The following is a 20125-nucleotide window of genomic DNA, read 5'->3' on the forward strand; positions in this document are numbered from 1 at the left end:
CCGCGGCACTGACCGCCTGAACCATCACAACGAAGAATCACACGACGACGTCGTACACCACGTCAAAGGACTTGACCCCTCCAGTAGCCCAGTCACGCTCCGCAGCACTTCAAGGTCTTTACGCGCAGGCATCGTGAACTATCTCCCTCCGGGGACAACACTCAAGTGCACCTTGCGGTAACGGCGCCAGACTAGCATCCTGATTAGTAAATCATCTACCTCAAAGGTAGACCGGAGTCCGCAAAGACACCTCCTGCGACAGCTGGGGCGCTGACGAACTCCCGCGACCGGTCGACCGAACCGAAGTCGACAAACCAGTTGGGCTGGGTTTGATTTGCGGCAGCGGCTCAGCACCTGTGCCAACCCGATCGGCCATCGGAGCACCCCGGCCCCACGTCTGGACCAAGAACGCCAACCAGTCTTCGCCAGCATCGGGAACTACTGCACCCGAATTAATGCCTCACGACACTCGTCGGGATGCGCCGAACCTTGGCGCAGATGCTGTTCCCTAAGCGGCGTCCACACACCCGCAAGCAAAAGCACAGATACTGGATCGCCCTCTTCGCTGACATCGGCGCCGTCGATAATGGCCGGGTGGGTTCCATCGATGAGCGCCAAGAAGACCGCCGAGTGGGCACCTCCCGGCATCTGACACTGATCGCCCGGCTCAACACCTCCGCTGTCGACGCCCGCCGTGGAGTCGTCCGACTGCACCCTGAAGCCGTTGCCGCCCTGGGTATCAGGGAGTGGGACGCGGTCTCTTTGACCGGTTCTCGCACCACCTCGGCGGTGGCGGGGCTCACCGGCCCGGACGCTCCGGCCGGGGTGGCGCTGCTCGACGACGTGACGCTGTCCAACGCCGGCCTGCGTGACGGCACCGAGGTGGTGGTGGCCGCGGTGACCGTCTACGGCGCCCGGTCGGTGACGCTGAGCGGGTCTGCCCTGGCATCCCAGACGTTGTCGCCGACCACGCTGCGCCAAGCGCTGCTGGGCAAGGTGATGACGGTCGGCGACGCGGTCTCGCTCCTGCCCCGCGATCTGGGGCCCGGCACCTCGACGTCGGCGGCCACCTCCGCCCTGGCCTCGGCGGTGGGAATCAGCTGGACGTCGGAGTTGCTGACGATCACGGGGGTGGACCCGGCGGGGCCGGTCAGCGTGCAGCCCAACTCGCTGGTCACCTTCGGCGCCGGGCCCAGTGCCCCGGCGGCGACTGTCGCCGCACCGGCCGCACCGGCCCGGATCGCCATCGACGAACTCAAGGGCTGCGAAGCCCAGGCGGCAAAGCTCGCCGAATGGCTCAAACTCGCGCTCGACGAACCTGCGCTGCTCAAGGCCCTGCGCGCCGGAACGAATCTCGGGGTGCTGGTGTCGGGCCCGGCCGGCGTGGGCAAGACCACCATGGTCCGGGCGGTGTGCGAGGGCCGCCGGCTGATCGAGCTGGACGGCCCCGAGATCGGGGCGCTCGCCGCCGAGCAGCGGCTGGCCGCGGTGCGCTCCGCGGCGGCGCAGGTCTGCGACGGCGGTGGCGTGCTGCTGATCGCCGACGTCGACGCCCTGCTGCCCGAGCCGCCGGAGCCGGTGGCCACGCTGATCCTCGCCGAACTGCGTGCGGTGGTGGCCACCGAAGGGGTGGCGTTCATCGCGACCTCGGCGCTGCCTGACCATGCCGATCCTCGGTTGCGGGCGCCGGAGCTGTGCGACCGCGAGATCCGGCTGAGCCTGCCCGACGGCGCGACCCGCGCCGCGCTGTTGGCGACGCTGCTGATCGCGGTTCCCACCGCGGACCTGACGTTGAGCGAGATCGCGGATCGCACACCGGGTTTCGTGGCCGCAGATCTTGCCGCACTGGTCCGGGAGGCAGCCCTGCGGGCGGCGTCGCGAGCAAGCGATAACGACGAAGAACCGCAGCTGACCCAGCAGGACCTCCTCGGCGCGCTCAGCGTGATCCGCCCGCTGTCGCGGTCGGCGGCTGCCGAGGTTTCCGTGGGATCGGTCACCCTCGACGACGTCGGCGACATGGTCGCCACCAAGCAGGCCCTGACCGAGGCGATCCTGTGGCCGCTGCAGCACCCGGACACGTTCACCCGGCTCGGTGTCGACCCGCCGCGCGGGGTGCTGCTCTACGGACCGCCGGGGTGCGGCAAGACCTTTGTGATCCGGGCCTTGGCGGGCTCCGGCCGGGTCAGCGTGCATGCCGTCAAAGGCGCGGAGTTGATGGACAAGTGGGTGGGCAGCAGCGAGCGGGCGGTGCGTGAGCTGTTTCAGCGGGCCCGCGATTCGGCGCCGTCACTGGTGTTCCTCGACGAGATCGACGCCCTGGCACCGCGCCGCGGCCAGAGCTTCGACTCCGGGGTGACCGATCGGGTGGTAGCCGCGCTGCTCACCGAACTCGACGGTGTCGACCCGCTGCGCGACGTGGTGGTGGTCGGTGCCACCAACCGACCGGATCTGATCGACCCGGCTCTGACCCGACCGGGCCGGCTGGAGAAGCTGGTGTTCGTCGAGCCGCCGGATGCCGACGCCCGGCGCCAGATTCTGCGGGTGGCCGGAAAATCCGTTCCGCTGCACGCCGATGTCGACCTCGACACGCTGGCTGCGGACCTGGACGGTTACAGCGCCGCGGACTGCGTGGCGCTGCTGCGCGAAGCGGCCCTGACCGCGATGCGGCGCAACATCGACGCCGCCGACGTCACCCCCGAGGACGTCGCCGCTGCACGCGAAACGGTGCGTCCGTCACTGGATCCCGCTCAGGTCGAGGCGTTGCGGTCCTTCGCCGACAACCGTTGACGCCGCTGTTAAGCCAGCGGCGAGCCGACCCGGTGCAAGGTGCCTTCGGGGTCGATGTAGGCGAATTCCCGGAGCTGGTAGTCGGTGTCGGCGGGTTCGGTGAAGCGCCCCGGCACTCCCGACGAAGTCCATTGGGCATAGAGCGCATCGGCATCGTCGACGTAGAAGTACACGCTGGCGGCGGTGCGCTGCGGGTCGTGCTCGGCCCACTCGGATAAGTGCAGCGAAACGCGGCCGCGATCCACGAACCCGTACCGAGCCGGGCCGCTGTAGGACAGCGCGGTAAAGCCCAGCCGGCGGTAGCGTTCGAGCGCTGCACCGAGGTCTCGAACTGGAACGACCGGTGCGACCGAGGTGAATGCGATGTCGGTCATGGCGCCAGCGTACGTCCGGCAGACTCTCCGGGCGGCCGAAGGCTAGTGGACCGGGTCGAATTCGATGTGCAACTCGGTCAGTCCGCGTAGCAGGAAGGTGGGCTCGTAGGAGTAGCGCCGCCGGTCGGCCGGTCCGTGCTGGGTCTCGCTGATTCTGATGTCGCGCATCCGGTCCAGCATCCGCGTAATGGTGATGCGGCCTTCGACCCGGGCCAGCGGAGCTCCGGCGCAGGTGTGGATTCCGCGACCGAAGGCAAGGTGCTCACGCACATTCTTACGGTCCAGGCGGAACTGGTCGGGGTTGTCGAACTTGCGCGGGTCCCGGTTCGCCGCGCCCAGGCAGAGCATCAGCACGGTTCCGGCTTTGATCGGCACCCCGCCCAAAGTGGTGGTCTTGCGGGCCAGCCGGAAGTCGATCTTGGTGGGGCTCTGGATGCGCAGCGCTTCTTCGATGAAGGCGGGAATCAGGGCGGGATTGTCGCGCAAGGTCTGCTGGAGATCGGGCCGGTCACCCAGGGTTTGCACTGCGGCGCCGAGCAACTTGGTGACGGTCTCCTGGCCGGCCGCGAACAGGAAGGTGGCGGGACGCACCACTTCCAGCAGGTCCGGCGTGGCGCCGTCCGGGTAGGTGGCGGCCGCCAGACCGCTCAGCACGTCGCCACGGGGCCGGCGGCGCCGCTCGGCGAGGTAGCCGCTGAACTTCTCGTCGAGGTACTGCAAGGGGTTGAGGCCCACCGGAGTTCCGTCGAGGGATCCGACATGCTGTCCCGGCCGGTACCCCGCGCCCAGCGCACTGCGAAACTCGGCGCGATCCTCCTCGGGAACCCCCAGAAGGTCGGTGATGGCAAGGGTGGCATACGGTTTGGCGTAGTCGAAGAGAAATTCACAGCGCCCGTTGTCGATGAACTCGCCGAGTTGAGTGTCGGTCAGTTGCCAGATGAACTCTTCGTTCTCCCGCAGGCGTTTTGGGGTGAGCAGCCCACTCAGCAGCGAACGGGCCCGGGTGTGGGCGGGCGGATCCATGACCACCATGTGCTCGAATATCGGGAATTCGTGGCGGTGCGCCTCGATCTGGGCGGTGATGTCGTCACCCTCGGGCTCGAACGGCAGCGGGGGAAACGGCCCGCCGATGGCGTTGACCGCCGAGAACGAGTCGTGGTCTTTGAAAGCGGCGAGCACCTCGTCGTAGCCGGTGACGGCGACGACGCCGTGGTGCGGCTCGGCGAACACGGGCCCGCATTCACGCAGGTATTCGTAGTAGGGGTAGGGGTCCTGCGTGACGGCCTGGTCGGAGAAGTAGTCCACCGCTGCGAGATCCGTCATCGCCCGCCCTTCGCCCGTGTCACGCTCTCGTCACGCTGATCGATCGATCAAATTGCTACAATGCGTCATGCCTACCACGCGCGGCGCCGGACGGTCAAGCATTCCGCATCCCGGGCTGGCGTGAATGACCGCCACCCGCAAGGCCAAATCGACCGACAACGCCGCCCGTCGCCGCTTGATCGAGGCGACGGCGAGACTGATGCGCGAAGAGGGCTACGCCGCGGCGACGTCGCGCCGGGTCGCGGCCGAGGCCGGGGTGAAGCAGGCCCTGGTCTACTACTACTTCCCCACCATGGACGACCTTTTCGTGGAGGTTCTGCGGGCCGGCGCAGACGCCGCCCTGGAGCGGATGCGCGCCGCCCTGACCGCCGACGATCCGCTTCGCGCCCTATGGGAGATCAACAGCGATGATCGCGTGACCAGCCTCAATACCGAGTTCATGGCGCTGGCCAACCACCGCAAGGCCATCGGGGCCGAGCTCAAGGCATACGCGGAGAGGGTGCGGGACATCGAGACCGCGGCGGTGACGGTGGCGTTGCGCGCCCATGACGTCGACCTGCAGCTCTACCCTCCCGTCGCGGTCTCGATGCTGATCGCCCAGACCGCCCGCAGTTTGTGCAATGAAAGCGGCGTCGGCGTCACCCGGGGCCACGACGAATTGCGCGCGCTGGTCGATCATCTGCTGGACAGGCTGACCCCGCCCCCTGCCACCGCCTGAGAGCCGCCCCGGCGCCGACCGTTGACAACACCACCCCGCCGGTGTCACCGTTGCGCATACTGCTGATCGATCGACCAATATCGCGGAGGCGGAGACATGAGCGCAAGAGTGGCGGGCAAGGTCGCCTTCATCACCGGTGCGGCGCGCGGTCAGGGCCGCAGTCACGCCGAACGGCTCGCTCAGGAGGGCGCGGACATCATCGCCGTCGACATCTGCGGCCCCATCAGCGCCAACAGCCCGATAGCGCCGGCGACGGCCGACGATCTTGCCCAGACCGTTGATCTGGTCAAGGGTTTGGGCCGGCGCATCGTGGCCGCCGAGGTCGATGTGCGCGACTTCGGCGCGTTGCAGGCCGCACTCGACAGCGGGGTGGAGCAGCTGGGCCGGCTCGACATCGTCGTCGCCAACGCCGGGATCGGCAATGGCGGACAGACGTTGGACAAGACCTCTGAAACCGACTGGACAGACATGATCGACGTCAATCTGTCCGGTGTGTGGAAGACGGTGAAAGCCGCGGTGCCACATTTGCTTTCGGGCGGCAGGGGTGGATCGATCGTCCTGACCAGCTCGGTGGGCGGCCTCAAGGCCTATCCCCACACCGGCCACTACATCGCCGCCAAGCACGGCGTGGTCGGCTTGATGCGCAGCTTCGCCGTCGAGCTGGGCCAGCACGGTATCCGGGTCAACTCGGTGCATCCCACCAACGTGAACACCCCGATGTTCATGAACGACGCAACGATGAAACTGTTCCGTCCGGACCTGGCCGATCCCGGTCCTGACGACCTCAAGGCCATCGCGCAGGTCATGCATACGCTGCCCGTCGGCTGGGTCGAACCGGTCGACATCAGCAACGCAGTGCTGTTTCTGGCGTCCGAGGAGGCGCGCTACATCACCGGGCTGACCCTCACTGTCGACGCCGGCAGCATGCTCAAGTAGGGCGCCGGCCACCCGACCCACGCGGGTCAGCGCGGCATATCGAACTCGACCAGGGCCAATACGGTCGCAATCGCCTCGTAAAGCGCCGCCACCCGCTCCGGCAGCGCCGGCGCCGCCAGCACCGCGTAGCGGTCGGCCTCCCCCATCGGGACCCGGCAGGCCAGCGAATACAGCCGTTGCTCCGGATCCAGCGAACGCAGGCGCTGCACGTCCGCGAGACTGCCTCGAGCCGGCCCACCCGGATACCGGCCGGTCTGTGCCATCCGCCGGTGCAGCGCGTCGATGCGGTCTTCGAGCGCGCCGAACTGCTCTTCGGCCAACGGTTCGGACGGCTCGTCGGGCCACATCTCGACCACGGCCCGGGGGTAGGGGTCGTCGACAAGCCAGTCGCGCACCCGGATTCGCTGCCCGATCAGGCAGCGCAGCGCATAACGGCCGGCCCCCAGCTCGGTGCACCGCGTGATGGTGGCCATGGTGCCGACATCGTTGCGCTGCTCGCCTCCGCCCACCTCACGGCCACGGGCGATCAGCACCACCCCGAAGCGGGGATCGCCGCTGCGCATCAGATCGCCGACCAGCGCGGTGTAGCGCAGCTCGAAGATCCGCAACGACAGTTCCTCGCCGGGCAGCAGCACCCACTCCAGCGGGAACATCGGCAGCTGCATCACGCGCTGTCGAGCTCGGCCACCAGCGCGTCGACCACGGCCCGCAGATCGCCGTCGTGCTCCTCGGCGACCCGGCGCTGCCGCTGATATGACGCGCCCGTGCGGTAGATATCGGCGACAGCGGCCAACTCATCGGCGCAGTGCAGCCGCGCCGCGACCGGCTCCAATCGGTTGAGCAGCTCGTCGAGGTCCTCGGTGACCAACCGCTCGTTGCTGTCGGCATCGAGGATGATCTCCGCGTCCAGCCCGTAGCGGGCCGCGCGCCACTTGTTCTCCTGCACGTGCCAGGGCGGCATGGTGGGTAGGGCTTCGTCAGCCTCCAGGCGCCGGTCCAGGTCGACGATCAGGCAGTGCGTCAACGCCACCAGTGCGCCCAGCTCGCGCAGGTTGGACACGCCGTCGCACACACGCACCTCGATGGTGCCCAGATGTGGCGAGGGGCGGATGTCCCAGCGGATCTCGTTGGTGTGATCGATGATCCCGGTCTTCTTCTGGTCGTAGACGAAACCCTCGAACTCCGCCCAGGTCTGAAACTGAAACGGCAGACCGGCGGTGGGCAACTGCTGGAACATCATCGCGCGGTTGCTGGCGTAGCCGGTGTCGTGACCGTCCCACCACGGCGACGACGCCGACAACGCCAGCAGGTGCGGGTAGTGCTGCAGCAAGGAAGTGATGATCGGCATCACCTTGTAGGCCGAGGAGATCCCGACGTGGACGTGCACGCCCCAGATCAGCATCTGCCGGCCCCACCACTGCGTGCGCTTGATCAGCTCGGCGTAGCGCGGCGCATCGGTCAGCTTCTGCGCCGACCATCGGGCGAACGGATGGGTGCCGGCACCGAAGAGCTCCATCCCCCGGCCCTGCACGATGGGCCGGGCCGTCGCCAGCGTCTGGCGCAGGTCCTCGATGGCCTCACCGGTGCTGTCGCAGATGCCCGTCACGAGCTCGACGGTGTTGCGCAGCAATTCCTTGTGCACCCGCGGGTTCTCGCCCAGTTCGGACAAGACCGCGCTGGCTTCGTTGCTCAGGTCGCGGGTCTGAGCGTCGACCAGGGCCAGTTCCCATTCCACGCCGATGGTGGGCCGGGGGCTGCGGGCAAACTCAATTCGGGCTTGCGACCTCGCAGAAGCCCTGTTGACCGGCTGGCTATCCGGTGCCGATGACACCACACGCAATCCGCTTTCCGGCATCCCCGGTGGTCAGCGTGGTCTGGTCCGGGCCCGGCGTGCCGTTGACCTGGGTGTAGCGGTCCGCGGGGATGTTGGCGAAGTTGTCGTCGTCGGCGTGGATGACGATCGCGGTTCCGTCCCCGGCCAGCAGGTCGGCCTTGGTGAACGCGTCGGTGGTGGTCACCAGCAGCCCGCTGCCGTCGGAGCGCACCTGCAGCGAGGTCAGATCCCCGCTCTGCGGGTGCTCGTTGTGCCCGGGCGCCTGGAAGTGCCCGCCGGCCGAGAGGAAGCTGCCCGGCGCCCCACCGGTGGGGGCCACCGAATCGGCTTCGCACTTGCCGACGGCGTGGATGTGCAGGCCGTGGAAACCGGGGGTCAGCACCCCGGCGCTGGTGGTCCGCACGGTCACGGTGGCGAACTCCTTGCCACCGGCCTTGCTGAACTCGAACGTTGCGGTGGCGACCTGGCCGCCATCGGGGGTGTTCAGGTGCGCGACGAGGTTGTCCGCGCCGGCCGTGGCACCGGGCTCCGCCGGTTCGGCCGACGGCGCCGCCGAGCCGGTCCAGATGGCCGGAGTGGTGCCGGGCACGTCGGAAGGCACCTCGTTGGGGGGACTGCACGCCGCCAGCAGTACAACCGGGGTGGCGAAAACGACGGCGGCGAGAGCTCTGCGGTGACCTGTGACCATGCGAGGAGCTTAACCCGCGACTACCACGATGACGCCCGGTGGCTGCTCCGCCACGTCCGGGATGCGTGGCTCGACAGCGGCTCCCAGCACTTCGCCCACCGAATGGGCCGCATCCTGCTCACCTTCGGCGTCACCGAAGTAGACGGTGGTCTGGTTGACCTCGGGCAGTTCGAGGTTGCCGATCTCCGTCACGTTCCAGCCGACTTCACGCAGCCGCTCAGCCGTTTGGCCGGCCAGGCCGGGCTGCTCGGAGATGTTGAAGACCCGCACGTCGGCCCGGTGGACGGGATGTTCCGGCTTGGCCGGCTCCGAGACGGTGGTGACCGGTTGCGCCGTCGGGGGCTGGGCGGTGTCGTCGTCGGTTCCCGACGATCCGAGTGCCTGGAATCCCACCAGCAAAAAGACGGTGCCCAAGAACAGCAGCACCATCACCATCGCCCGGAGCGGAAGGCGGGAGGAGTCGGGAACGTGGTCGTTCATTGCGCCCACTGTATCCAGAAGCGGGCCATAACCTATAAACGCCCAGCAATCAAGGTGGTCGCGCGATCAGGTGATGTCGAAACCGAGGCGGCGCGCGGCACGCGCCTTCTGACGGCTGGAGCGCAGCCGGCGCAGGCGTTTGACCAGCATCGGGTCGGCGGCCAGCGCCTCAGGCCGATCGACAAGCGCGTTGAGGACTTGGTAATAGCGCGTGGCCGACAACGCGAAGCGCTCCTTGATGGCTTCCTCTTTGGCGCCCGCGTACTTCCACCAGTCTCGTTCGAAGGCCAGGATGTCGTGTTCGCGACGGCTCAGACCGTCGGTGGGTTCCGAATCGTCCCCTGATCGATTCGTCTGCGCCATGGCGCCGTCCATATCGTTTCCTGGACCCTTCCGGAAGGTTCTCTCGCTGCAACGTTCGCTGAATTTCGGCGGCGTGCTCTGAGCGAATATTGAAACACGGCAAGCCGTGTTGAACGGGGAGCCCGCTTGGCGAGTCGCCGTGGCCGCTGCAGTTGGCCGGCGGTGGGCACCTAAGATTTGCGGTCATGGCCGTCCTACCCATCCGCATTGTGGGCGATCCCGTCCTGCACACCCCCACCAGTCCGGTGCCCGTCGCCGACGACGGCTCGCTGCCGGCCGACTTGGGCGACTTGATCACCACAATGTTCGAGACCATGGACGCCGCGAACGGTGTGGGCTTGGCGGCCAATCAGATCGGCGTGGGCCTGCGGCTCTTCGTCTACGACTGCGCCGACGACCGACGGTCGACCACGCGGCGCCGCGGCGTGGTCATCAACCCGGTGCTGGAGACCTCGGAGCGGCCCGAGACCATGCCCGACCCCGACGAGGACGACGAAGGCTGCCTGTCGGTTCCCGGCGAATCGTTTCCGACCGGCCGAGCCGAATGGGCGCGCGTCACGGGCCTGGACGGTGACGGCAACCCGGTCACCCTGGAGGGCACCGGGTTGTTCGCCCGGATGTTGCAGCACGAGACCGGCCACCTCGACGGGCTGCTCTACCTTGACATGCTGGTAGGACGGTACGCCCGCGCCGCGAAGCGGACGGTCAAGGCCAACGGCTGGGGTGTCGCCGGCCTGTCGTGGATGCCGGGCGACGTGCCCGATCCGTTCGGTCACTGATTGAGCCGGTGATGAGCCCGCCGCCCGAACTGCCCGCAGTCGGAACGCGGGTGAGCCTGCGTTATCTGCGGCCACCCGGTTCGCACCCCCCGATGGGTGACGTGATCGGGCATCTGGAGCAGACCGGGCCGCTGGTGCGGGTTCGCTCGGCCGACGGCGTGCTCCACGACTGCCGGCACGCCGACGTGCTGTACGTGCGGCGGCTGACCGACCGGCCGGTGAAGAACTCGGCGATCCGCTCCGTCGAGCACGCCGCCGCGCTGGCGTGGCCGGGCAGCGAACACCAATGGCTCGACGGCTGGCTGCTGCGGGCCGGGCCAGGCGCCGGCCTGGCCGCCAATTCGGCGGTGCCACTCGATATGTTCGCCCACCTGAACACCGCCGCAGCGATCATCGACTGGTACGCCCAGCGGGGCCTGCCGCCCTACCTGGCGGTGCCGGAGCGGTTGCTCCGGTTGTCGCCGGACCTTCCGGCCCGGCATGAGACCCGCACCATGGTGGGCGACATCGCGACCGCGACGGCCCCGGACGGTGTGGTGCTGGCCGCCGAGCCCGGCACCGACTGGCTCGCGGTCTACCGGGCCGGCGACGTGGCGGCTCCGCTGGAGGTGCTGACCGCGGTGGCCGGCGGCGAGGTGGTCTTCGCCACGATCCCGGGGGTGGCGGTCGGGCGGGGCGCGGTCACCGACGGACCAGATGGAACGCGCTGGCTGGGGCTGACAGCGCTGCGGGTGACCGCGGACCGGCGCCGGCAGGGCCACGGCCGCGCAGTCTGCGACGCATTGCGGTCCTGGGGGGCCGAACGTGGCGCCACCCGCGGTTACGTCCAGGTGCCCAGCTCCGACGCCCGCGCGTTCACGTTCTTCGAGGCGGCGGGGTTCGCCGGCCAGCACCGCACCCGCTACATCGACGCCCGCACCGCGCGGCCCTGACCCGGCGCCCGCGTTCTAGGGTGGCTGCGTGACTGCGCTGCGACTGGCCACCTGGAACGTCAACTCCATCCGCACCCGCGTGGACCGGGTGACCGATTGGCTGGCCCGCGCCGAGGTCGACGTGCTGGCCATGCAGGAGACCAAGTGCACTGACGCGCAGTTTCCGGCGCTGCCGTTCCACCAACTGGGCTACGAGGTGGCCCATGTCGGCACCAACCAGTGGAATGGGGTGGCGATCGCCTCGCGGGTCGGTCTGGACGACGTCGAAATCGGGTTCCCCGGCCAACCGGCGTGGGGCAAGGCCGACGCCGACCCGGCCGTGGAGGCGCGGGCGCTGGGCGCCACCTGCGGCGGAGTGCGGGTGTGGAGCCTCTATGTCCCCAACGGCCGCACCCTGACCGACCCGCACTACGCCTACAAACTGGATTGGCTTGCCGCGCTGCGGGACACCGCGGCGGGCTGGCTGCGCGACGATCCGTCGGCGCCGATCGCACTGACAGGTGACTGGAACATCGCGCCGCAGGACGACGACGTCTGGAGCATGGAGTTCTTCGAGGGAGCGACACACGTCTCCGAACCGGAGCGCAAGGCGTTCCAGGCGATCACCGACGCGCAGTTCCTGGACGTGGTGCGACCCTTCACGCCGGGACCCGGTGTCTACACCTACTGGGATTACACCCAGCTGCGGTTCCCGAAGAAGCAGGGCATGCGCATCGATTTCATTCTGGGCTCACCGGCGCTGGCGACGCGAGTCACGCACGCCGAGATCGTCCGCGAGGAACGCAAAGGCAAATCACCGAGCGACCACGCCCCCGTGCTGGTGGACATCCGGCGGGATTGAGCGGGCGCGGTTCTATGAATTCCGTGTGGATTTCGGCCTGATGCCCGAATCACGCATAGGATAGGCGGATTAACCAATTTGCTCATTCGAAGGGCAGGGAATTCCCATGAACGCCGTCGCAGGGACGGTACAAAAGGTGGCCGGAGCGGCGAACCGCGCGGTCACCATGACCACTGAGGCTGCCGGAGCGATCGGCGGAGCCGCAATCAACGGGGCGATCGGCGGTGTGAAGGGGGCGGCCAGCGGTGTGCAGCAGGGGCTGCGGTCCGGCAGCCACTCGACCGCCGCGGCGGGACTGACCTTGGGCGCGCTCGGTGTGGCCGGACTGGTCGAGTGGCCGGTGCTGGTGGCGGTGGGCGGCACCGCGCTGGTGCTCAGGCAACTGACCAACCGGTCGCATAACGGCCAGGCTCCGGCCGCGCCGGCGCGGTCGTTGAAGGTGGCGCAGGCGCCGAAGGCGGCGGAGAAGCCGGCGGCCAAGCCGACCGAGAAGCCCGCGGCCAAGCCGGCGGTGAAGTCCGTGGCCAAGCCGGCGGAGAAGTCGGCTGCCAAGCCAACCGGCGCGTCGACGAGGTCGCGCCGCAGCCCGGCTCCGAAGAAGACGGCGGCCCGGCAGACGCGTAGCGCTGCCGCCGGCAACCGCACTCGCACTCGCCACTAGACGGGTCCGAGTGAATTCAGGCCGCGCCGACAGGCGCTCTCTCCCGCTGCGTGCAGCAAACTTCGGTGCTCAACTCACATCGGCGCTGATCGACGCCTCGACTCAGACCGCCGGCCTGATCGGTGCTGTGGCGACCGGCCACGGCGCCGAGGTGCTGTCCCGGCGCTGCTTCCGCGGCGAGGGCCGGGCCTGGGTCGAGATCCGGGGCCTCGACGGTCCGGCTGGGGCCGAACTGGCGACAGCCGTCCTGGATGCGGCCCGCGCTCTGCCCGGTGTCGTCTCCGTCCGGTTGAACCAGCCCTTGTCGCGGCTGGTGGTCGGGCTCGAACCCGGTGGCATCGGCGTCGTCTCGATGAGTGAACTGTGCGAGACGGTCGCGGAGACCGAACGCCGATTCCGCCCGGCGAAAACCAGCGGGCAGGCCCCCGTCAGCCTGCCCGGCGACGGATTGACCCAAGCGCTGCGCGTCCTGACCGTCGGCGCCAACGTCGTCGGGCTGGGGGCGGCGACGGTGGGCCAGCTGCTGCGCCTGCCGGGCCTGCCCCTCGGCCTGGAGGCCGGGGTGGTGGTCATCGACTACCAGCCTCGGATGCGCCGGCTGCTGGAGGACCGGATCGGCAAACAGGCGACCGATGCCCTGCTGGCGCTGGCCAGCGCCGGCGTTCACACCCTCAACCAGGCGCCCACCGCGCTGGCGGTCGACCTGTCGGTGGAGGCGATGCGCGCCGGGGAGGAACGCGCGGAGGCACGGGCCTGGCGCCGCCGTGAACCGGCGCTCGCCGACCATGCCGAGCAGCCGGCGGTCAACGTCCCTGAGCGCCCGGCGCCGCGGCCCCCGGGGCCGGTGGAACGCCACCTGACGCGCAGTGCCTGGGCACAAGTCCTGGGAGCCGGCGTGATCGGCGCGGCGACCAGGAATCCCGATCTGGCCGGAACGGCCGCGGCGGTGACCGCGCCGAAGGCCACCCGCACTGCCCGCGAATCGTTCGCCGCGACCCTGGGCCGCGGTCTGGCCGATCAGCACGACACCGTGGTGCTGCGACCGGGCAGCCTGCGTGAGCTCGACCGCGTCGACACTGTGATCATCGACCCCCGGGTGCTGTGCGGTGAGGACCTGCGGGTGATGCACGTGCGCGGCGCCGACGACGACGAACTGCGCGCCGTGTGGGCGCAGGCGCAGGCGCGGCTGAGTGACCCCGACCTTGAGGCCGGATGGCATCCGATCGGCCCGCGCCCGGGCGTGGAGGCGTCGTTCCAGCCCGCGCTGCTGCCACTGGCATCGGCGTTGGTGACCGAGGCCCGCCGCGCCGACGTCGAGGTGGTGTCGGCAGAGGCCGAGGTGCTCGGCGAGCTGCGGCCGATCTTCGACGAGATCCGATCTTTGGACGGCGTGTCCATAGACCTGGCGCTGCTGGCCGCGGTAGAGGCCTACCAGGCCGACGGTCACGACGTCGCGGTGCTGTCCTCGGTGGCCGTGGAAGCTCTGGCGGCCGCTGACGTGGCGCTGGGCGTGGCGCCGGGCGGGGGCGCGCCGCCATGGTGTGCCGACGTGTTGCTGACCGACCTGGCTGCCGCCTGGCGTGTGCTGCACGCCTTGCCCGCCGCCCGCTCCGCCAGCAACCGTGGAGTCGAGATCTCCACGGGCGCAACGGCATTGGGTTCACTACTGCTGCTGCCCGGCGTGCGCGGCAGCGGGCCGGGGCCGGTGATCACCGGCGCGGCCGCGGGCGCAGTGTCGGGTTACTGGCTGGCCCGGCGTGCCGTGGACGCCGCAGTGCCGCGGCCGGCGCCGGCGCACGAATGGCATGCGATGTCGGTCGAGCAGGTCCGGGCGGCGCTGCCCGCACCGGAGGCACCGGAGCCGGCACAAAGCCATGCCCCGCCCGCCGCGGCAGCTGCACGCGCCGCCGTGGACTTGGCACGCCGCGGGGCGCAGAAGACCGCGCCGCCCCGGTTGCTGCGGCAGTTCGCCCAGGCCGTGCGCAGCGAACTGTCCGACCCGATCACCCCGGTGCTGGCGCTGGGGGCCGCGGCCAGCGCGGTGCTGGGCTCGCCCGTCGACGCGATTCTGGTCGGTTCGGTCCTGAGCGGCAATGCGATGCTGGCGGCCGCGCAGCGCCTCATCGCCGAGCGCCGGCTCAACGTCCTGCTGAACGAACAGGTGCCGCCGGCCCGCAAGGTGCTGCCCGATGGCAGCCATTGCGAGGTTCCGGCCGAGGAACTGCGCCTGGGCGACGTGATCGAAGTGCACGCCCACGAGGTGGTACCCGCCGACGGCCGGTTGATCGAGGCGATCGACCTGGAGGTCGACGAATCCTCGCTGACCGGCGAGTCGCTGACGGTGGTCAAGCAGGTCGAGGCGACGCCGGGGGCCGATTTGGCCGAGCGCGAATGCATGATCTACGCCGGGACCACCGTGGTGACTGGAACCGCGTTGGCGCTGGTGACCGCCGTCGGCGGCGACACGCACGGGCGGCGGGCGGCCGACCTGGTGGCCGGCGAACAGTCAGCGGTCGGACTGCAGCATCAACTGAGCCTGCTCACCAGGAAGGCGTGGCGGATCAGCCTGGCCGGCGGCGCCCTGGTGACCGGCCTGGGCACGGCCCGCCGGATCGGGCTGCGTCAGGCGGTGGCCAGCGGCATCGCCGTCAGCGTCGCAGCCATCCCCGAGGGGCTCCCCCTGGTGGCCACCCTGTCACAGCAGGCATCGGCCCGCCGGTTGACCAAAGCCGGGGTGCTGGTGCGCGTGCCGCGCTCGGTGGAGGCGCTCGGCCGGGTGGACGTGGTCTGCTTCGACAAGACCGGCACCTTGAGCCGGAACCGGTTGCGGGTGTCGCAGGTACACCCCGCGTCCGGTTTCAGCGACGAGGACGTGCTGCGGTTCGCGGCCAGCGCGGCTCCGGTGCCCAACGGAGCCCGCCAGGTGCACGCCACCGACACCGCCATCGTGGAGGGCGCCGCCAAGGCGGGCGTCGTCGTCGGCGCGTCCGAGGGGCCCGTCTCGCACCTGCCGTTCCGTTCCGGGCGCCCGTACTCGGCGTCGGTGCGGGGAACCGAACTGACCCTCAAGGGTGCGCCCGAGGTGGTGCTGGCCTGCACCGGGGCCGGTCCGGCGATCAAGAAGTCGGTCGCCGCTTTGGCGGCCGACGGCCTGCGGGTGATCGCGGTGGCCCGGCGTGAGCTGACCGCCGCCCAACGCAAGGCACTGGGCGAGGATCCCGAGCCCGAGGAGATCGCCGAATACTGCCGCGACGGACTGACCTTCGTCGGTCTGCTCGGACTGTCCGACACCCCGCGTGACGAGTCCGCCGAACTGCTCGCCGACCTGCGGCGCCGCAAGATCCCGGTGCGGCTCATCACCGGCGACCACCCGCTGACCGCCACCGCGATCGCCCGGGAAATGGGCCTGGAGGTGAACGACGATCAGGTGATCAGCGGGGCCCAGTGGGATGCGCTGTCCCGCAAAGGCCAGGAGCAGGCGGTCAACGAGCGAGTCGTGTTCGCCCGGATGTCTCCGGAGAACAAGGTGCAGATCGTCCAGACGCTGGAGCGCGCCGGCAAGGTGTCGGCGATGGTCGGCGACGGCGCCAACGACGCCGCGGCGATCCGGGCCGCCACCGTCGGGATCGCGGTGGTGGCACACGGCAGTGAGTCGGCCAGCACCGCCGCCGATGTGGTTCTGCTCGATGAGCGGATCGACACCCTGCTCGACGCACTGGACGAGGGCCGCGAGCTGTGGCAGCGGGTCCAGGCCGCGGTGGCCGTGCTGCTGGGCGGTAACGCCGGCGAGGTGGCGTTCGCAATCATCGGCAGTGCGCTCACCGGTCGCTCACCGCTCAACGCCCGCCAGCTGCTGCTGGTCAACATGCTGACCGACGCCCTTCCGGCTACCGCGCTGGCGGTCAGCTCGCTCAACGAGCAGGCCGCCGAAGGCGGGCACGGCCCCGACGAGCGCGCACTGTGGCGCACGGTGGCCGTGCGCGGGGTGACGACGGCGTCGGCCGCGGTGGCCGCGTGGGGACTGGCCTCGGTCACCGGGCGTCAGCAGCGGGCTTCCACGGTGGCGCTGGTCTCGCTGGTGGCCACCCAGTTGGGGCAGACGTTGCTGGACTCGCGCGATCCGCTGGTGGTGGCGACCGCGGTGGGCTCGCTCGGCGCGATGGGGACGCTGATCACCATCCCCGGTATCAGTCAGCTGCTGGGGTGTACCCCGATCGGCCCGTTGGGCTGGGCGCAGGCCCTGGGCACCGCGACGGTCGCCACCTTCGGGGCAGCCGTGGTGCCCCGGATGTTGTCGGGTGTGCAGGACACCGCCAGCAAGCCCCGGGAGTTCATCGTCCCGGGACCGCGGCAACCCGACCACCCGCAGCAATCTGCCAACGGTCAGGCCGCGCCGCGGCTGCGTCTTGTGCACAATGAGGACACTGACTCCCGCCGCGAGACGGTCGCGGCCCGATCATCCGGCGATACGTCGCCTCCAGGAGGTTCATGATGGCGGACAAGCCGCGGCGCAGCGCATCCCAGAGCGAGGCAGTTGCCCGTATTCGCGAGGCGGAGGGGTTCGCCGTCGACTTGCCGGTGATCGGCAAGGTGGCTGTGCCACGGCCGGAGCAGTTGGCCTACTACGGCGGGCTGGCCCTGCTGGCCGCTTTCGAGATCATCGACTGGCCGGTGGCCGCGGCGGTGGCTGCCGGCCACATCCTGGCCAGCAACCACCGCAGCGAGGTGCTCGAACAGATCGGCGAGGCCCTGGAAGAGGCCTGACGCCGCAGCCGACGCGTAGCGCGGCTCAGTCGTTGACCGTCAGCACCCCGACGCGCCACAGAAAGGCGTACATCTGGTGCAGCGGACCGCTGAGCAGCCGAGTGGTCACGTCGACCACCGGGTCCGATGCGGGCGCGGCGGGACGGCGGTCCAGCTTCTTGACCGTGCTGACAGCAGGCGAAGCCGGAGCCGTGATGTCGGTGTAAGCGATTGCAACCATGATGGCCTCCTAGTCGCGTAACGTCGCTACGCGCACAGCAGCAGGCCGGTTTGGGCTCAGCTGGAGGCGGTATGCGACCGTTCGGATGGGGACGGAACAGACGTCAGATATCGGCTCGGACTATCACCGGAACTCATTCGTCCCACACCTCCTCTCGGTCGCGGGCGCGCACCAGCGCGCCGGATTCACCGCATGCTCAGGGAGGCAGCTCCGACTACTGTCGGGAGACCGCACCCCTCTCGTCAGAGCTTCGGCACTGCACGGCGTGTCCTTTTCAGGAAGCCACTTGGGCTCAACCCTTAAGCCGGGAGGAGCTGTCCTGACCCGGGGCGTCTTTCGACGTTCGGGGTCAGTGGCCTGTGTCCGTGCAGACGCCTCACCTAACGAGGTGCTTGCAATGTCCATAGTGCACGACGCATCGGGCTCGGTCAACTCGACACCGGTGTGTCTCGGCACACCGTTGCCCAACCGACACAGCGGCGTTGCGCCGGCGGTATCCCGGCTGCCCCACCGGCCACTTTCGCGGGTGGGGCAGCGCCGTTTTCAGTCCCGCAGGGGCACCGGTTCAAGGGCGTAGCGACCGGGGGTCCGCAGCGATGCGAGCGCCCCGAGCAGCATCATCACCGCGGCGGCGGTGAAGACGACACCCAGCCCGGTGTGGACCGGTCCGGAGATCAGCTGCGGGAAGAAGCTCTGGCCGGTCAGGGTGGCGGCGTCCACGCCGGGCTGCCCCAGCGCTCCGGACGGCCCCAGCAGTTCGGCGATCGGGTTGTAGCCCAAAAACGCCGCGAACAGGCTGCCCACCGGCGGGGTACCGGCCACCTGTTCGGCAACACCTGCCGACACCCCCTGCTGCTGCAGCCCGGCGTCCAGGGCCGCCGGCAGCGTGTTGGCCAAGCCGATCACCATCAGCGAGAAGAAGATCCCGATCGACAGTGATGTGCCGGCGTTGAAGAACGTGGCCCGCACACCGGAGGCTGCGCCACGCTGCCCGGCCGGCACGCTGGACATGATGACGGCGCTGTTGGGCGCGGTGAAGATCCCGCCGCCCAGGCCGTTGAGGAACACCAGTGCCGCGAACACCCGGTAGTCGAAGTCCACCGGAAGCAGCACCAGCCCCACGAACGTCGCCATCATCAACACCATGCCGCCGACGGTGAACGGGCGGGCGCCACGGCGGTCCGCCAGCGAACCGGCCACCGGACCGGCCAGCAGGAACCCGATGGTCATCGGCAGCAGATAGATGCCCGACCACAACGGGGTCGACTCATAGCTGTAGCCGTGCAGCGGTAGCCAGATGCCCTGCAGCCAGATGATCAGCATGAACTGCAGACCGCCGCGCCCGATCGCCGACAACAGCCCGGCCGCGTTGGCCATGCCGAACGCCGGAACGGCGAACAGGCGTACGTCGAGCAGCGGCGCAGCAACCCGAAGTTCGATGAAGCAGAACAGCACCAACAGCGCCACGCCCAGTCCCAGCGCACCCAGCACGACGGGGCTCGTCCAACTGGTGGGCGAAGTTCCGTGCGGCTGAATGCTGTAGGTGATGGCCGTCAGCACCACCGTCAGCCCCAGTCCGAGCGTCACGGTGCCCGCCCAGTCCAGCTTCGCCCGCGCCTTCTCCCCGAGCTCGTGCAGGGATCGCATCGACCAGATGGTGCCCAGCACCCCGATCGGCACCCCCACCCAGAAGACGGCACGCCAGTCCCATTCGGAGAGGACGCCGCCGATCAGCAGACCGACGAAGGAGCCGGCGACCGCGGCGACCTGGTTGACCCCCAGGGCCATGCCGCGCTGATTGGCCGGGAACGCGTCGGTGATGATCGCCGACGACGACGCCATCAGCATCGCCCCGCCGACGCCCTGCACCACCCGCCACCCGATCAGCCACTGGGCGCCGCGGCCCATGTCGAAGGGGTCGATCGACAGCGCAATCGCCGCGGCGGTGAAGACCACGAAACCCAGGTTGTAAATCCGCACCCGGCCGAACATGTCGCCGAGCCGGCCGAAGAACACCACCAGCACCGCCGAGGCCAGCAGATAGCCCATCAGCATCCAGAGCAAATAGCTGACGTTCGCCGGTTCCAGCGGGTTCAGCCCGATCCCGCGGAAGATCGCCGGCATCGAGATCAGCACGATTGAGCCGTTGATGGTGGCCAGCAGCACGCCCAAGGTGGTGTTGGACAGCGCGACCCACTTGTAGCGGGGGTGATCGCGGTCCAAGCGCAGACGGCGACCGGCGGCGGCCTGTTCGGCGACGGCGCCCAGGTCCCCGGCGTCGAGGCTCGCCCGCTCGATCTGCGCCGTCATGAGTCTCCCAGCTCCCTATTTCCTAGGCGCTTATATTAGCTAAGCAAACGATCAGTTGCCTAATCCCCGTCCGGCCCCCTCGCTCCGCACCCCGCACAGCGCCTTACGCCGGCTG

At 69.3% G+C, this 20125-nt stretch carries 17 protein-coding genes, 1 pseudogene and 1 riboswitch; of the genes and pseudogenes, 9 read left to right on the forward strand and 9 right to left on the reverse strand.

All coding sequences use genetic code 11. From position 1 onward, the window contains the following. Window positions 1-594: 594 nt before the first annotated feature. On the forward strand, window positions 595-2787 hold the full coding sequence (locus AWC02_RS02260; RefSeq protein WP_085126971.1) for an AAA family ATPase: 2193 nt from the start codon (window positions 595-597) through the stop codon (window positions 2785-2787). Window positions 2788-2795: 8 nt separating this feature from the next. On the opposite strand, the gene AWC02_RS02265 is transcribed toward AWC02_RS02260, so the two are convergent. Then, window positions 2796-3152: a bleomycin resistance protein gene (locus AWC02_RS02265; RefSeq protein WP_207567979.1), complete on the reverse strand. Its 357-nt coding sequence runs from the start codon at window positions 3150-3152 to the stop codon at window positions 2796-2798. Between the two features lie 51 nt (window positions 3153-3203). Beyond that, window positions 3204-4484 carry a cytochrome P450 gene (locus AWC02_RS02270; RefSeq protein WP_085126840.1) on the reverse strand — a complete coding sequence of 427 codons (1281 nt, stop codon included), beginning with the start codon at window positions 4482-4484 and terminating at the stop codon, window positions 3204-3206. A gap of 124 nt (window positions 4485-4608) precedes the next feature. Here AWC02_RS02270 and AWC02_RS02275 point away from each other — a divergent pair, with 124 nt between their 5' ends. Beyond that, entirely contained in the window at window positions 4609-5202 is a 594-nt protein-coding gene (locus AWC02_RS02275; protein ID WP_085126842.1) for a TetR/AcrR family transcriptional regulator, read from the forward strand. 96 nt (window positions 5203-5298) lie between these two features. Then, on the forward strand, window positions 5299-6138 hold the full coding sequence (locus AWC02_RS02280) for a mycofactocin-coupled SDR family oxidoreductase (protein ID WP_085126844.1): 840 nt from the start codon (window positions 5299-5301) through the stop codon (window positions 6136-6138). Between the two features lie 26 nt (window positions 6139-6164). Here the strand turns inward: AWC02_RS02280 and AWC02_RS02285 are convergent, their stop codons facing one another. The 5 genes from AWC02_RS02285 to AWC02_RS02305 form a co-directional block, all read right to left on the reverse strand. Continuing rightward, window positions 6165-6803, reverse strand: a complete 639-nt coding sequence (locus tag AWC02_RS02285) for an LON peptidase substrate-binding domain-containing protein (RefSeq protein ID WP_085126846.1) — start codon at window positions 6801-6803, stop codon at window positions 6165-6167. Further along, entirely contained in the window at window positions 6803-7993 is a 1191-nt protein-coding gene (locus tag AWC02_RS02290) for a glutamate--cysteine ligase (protein WP_237160290.1), read from the reverse strand. Before AWC02_RS02290 ends, AWC02_RS02285 begins: the two co-directional genes overlap by 1 nt. Further along, complete coding sequence (sodC, locus tag AWC02_RS02295; protein WP_085126850.1) at window positions 7950-8660, reverse strand: superoxide dismutase[Cu-Zn]; 711 nt, start codon at window positions 8658-8660, stop codon at window positions 7950-7952. The genes AWC02_RS02290 and sodC overlap by 44 nt, the downstream gene beginning before the upstream one ends. A 9-nt stretch (window positions 8661-8669) precedes the next feature. Further along, complete coding sequence (locus AWC02_RS02300; protein ID WP_085126852.1) at window positions 8670-9140, reverse strand: LytR C-terminal domain-containing protein; 471 nt, start codon at window positions 9138-9140, stop codon at window positions 8670-8672. 66 nt (window positions 9141-9206) lie between these two features. Beyond that, a complete protein-coding gene (locus AWC02_RS02305) occupies window positions 9207-9515 on the reverse strand; it encodes a DUF3263 domain-containing protein (protein WP_085126854.1) in 309 nt (102 codons plus the stop codon). A 173-nt stretch (window positions 9516-9688) separates the two neighbouring features. Here AWC02_RS02305 and AWC02_RS02310 point away from each other — a divergent pair, with 173 nt between their 5' ends. The 6 genes and pseudogenes from AWC02_RS02310 (at window position 9689) to AWC02_RS02335 (ending at window position 17480) form a co-directional block, all read left to right on the forward strand. Then, window positions 9689-10282 carry a peptide deformylase gene (locus AWC02_RS02310; RefSeq protein WP_085126856.1) on the forward strand — a complete coding sequence of 198 codons (594 nt, stop codon included), beginning with the start codon at window positions 9689-9691 and terminating at the stop codon, window positions 10280-10282. A gap of 11 nt (window positions 10283-10293) precedes the next feature. Continuing rightward, window positions 10294-11214, forward strand: a complete 921-nt coding sequence (locus tag AWC02_RS02315) for an N-acetylglutamate synthase, CG3035 family (protein ID WP_085126858.1) — start codon at window positions 10294-10296, stop codon at window positions 11212-11214. A 37-nt stretch (window positions 11215-11251) separates the two neighbouring features. Then, window positions 11252-12055, forward strand: coding sequence for an exodeoxyribonuclease III (locus tag AWC02_RS02320; RefSeq protein ID WP_085126973.1), 804 nt, complete (start codon window positions 11252-11254; stop codon window positions 12053-12055). Window positions 12056-12161: 106 nt separating this feature from the next. Beyond that, window positions 12162-12560, forward strand: a pseudogene (locus AWC02_RS22380) (hypothetical protein); the annotation flags it as partial. Between the two features lie 166 nt (window positions 12561-12726). Beyond that, window positions 12727-17208 (forward strand): cation-translocating P-type ATPase, encoded by a 4482-nt coding sequence (locus AWC02_RS02330; protein WP_085126862.1) that lies wholly within the window; start codon window positions 12727-12729, stop codon window positions 17206-17208. After that, a complete protein-coding gene (locus AWC02_RS02335) occupies window positions 17205-17480 on the forward strand; it encodes a hypothetical protein (RefSeq protein WP_085126864.1) in 276 nt (91 codons plus the stop codon). Before AWC02_RS02330 ends, AWC02_RS02335 begins: the two co-directional genes overlap by 4 nt. 25 nt (window positions 17481-17505) lie before the next feature. On the opposite strand, the gene AWC02_RS02340 is transcribed toward AWC02_RS02335, so the two are convergent. Together AWC02_RS02340 and AWC02_RS02345 are read right to left on the reverse strand one after the other, a co-directional pair. Further along, window positions 17506-17700 (reverse strand): Rv1535 family protein, encoded by a 195-nt coding sequence (locus tag AWC02_RS02340; RefSeq protein ID WP_085126866.1) that lies wholly within the window; start codon window positions 17698-17700, stop codon window positions 17506-17508. A 227-nt stretch (window positions 17701-17927) separates the two neighbouring features. Beyond that, a riboswitch (M-box (ykoK) riboswitch) is annotated at window positions 17928-18095 on the reverse strand. Window positions 18096-18243: 148 nt separating this feature from the next. Next, a complete protein-coding gene (locus AWC02_RS02345; RefSeq protein ID WP_085126868.1) occupies window positions 18244-20010 on the reverse strand; it encodes an MFS transporter in 1767 nt (588 codons plus the stop codon). Window positions 20011-20125 lie beyond the last annotated feature (115 nt).

This window comes from Mycolicibacter engbaekii (assembly GCF_002101585.1).
Classification (GTDB): domain Bacteria; phylum Actinomycetota; class Actinomycetes; order Mycobacteriales; family Mycobacteriaceae; genus Mycobacterium; species Mycobacterium engbaekii.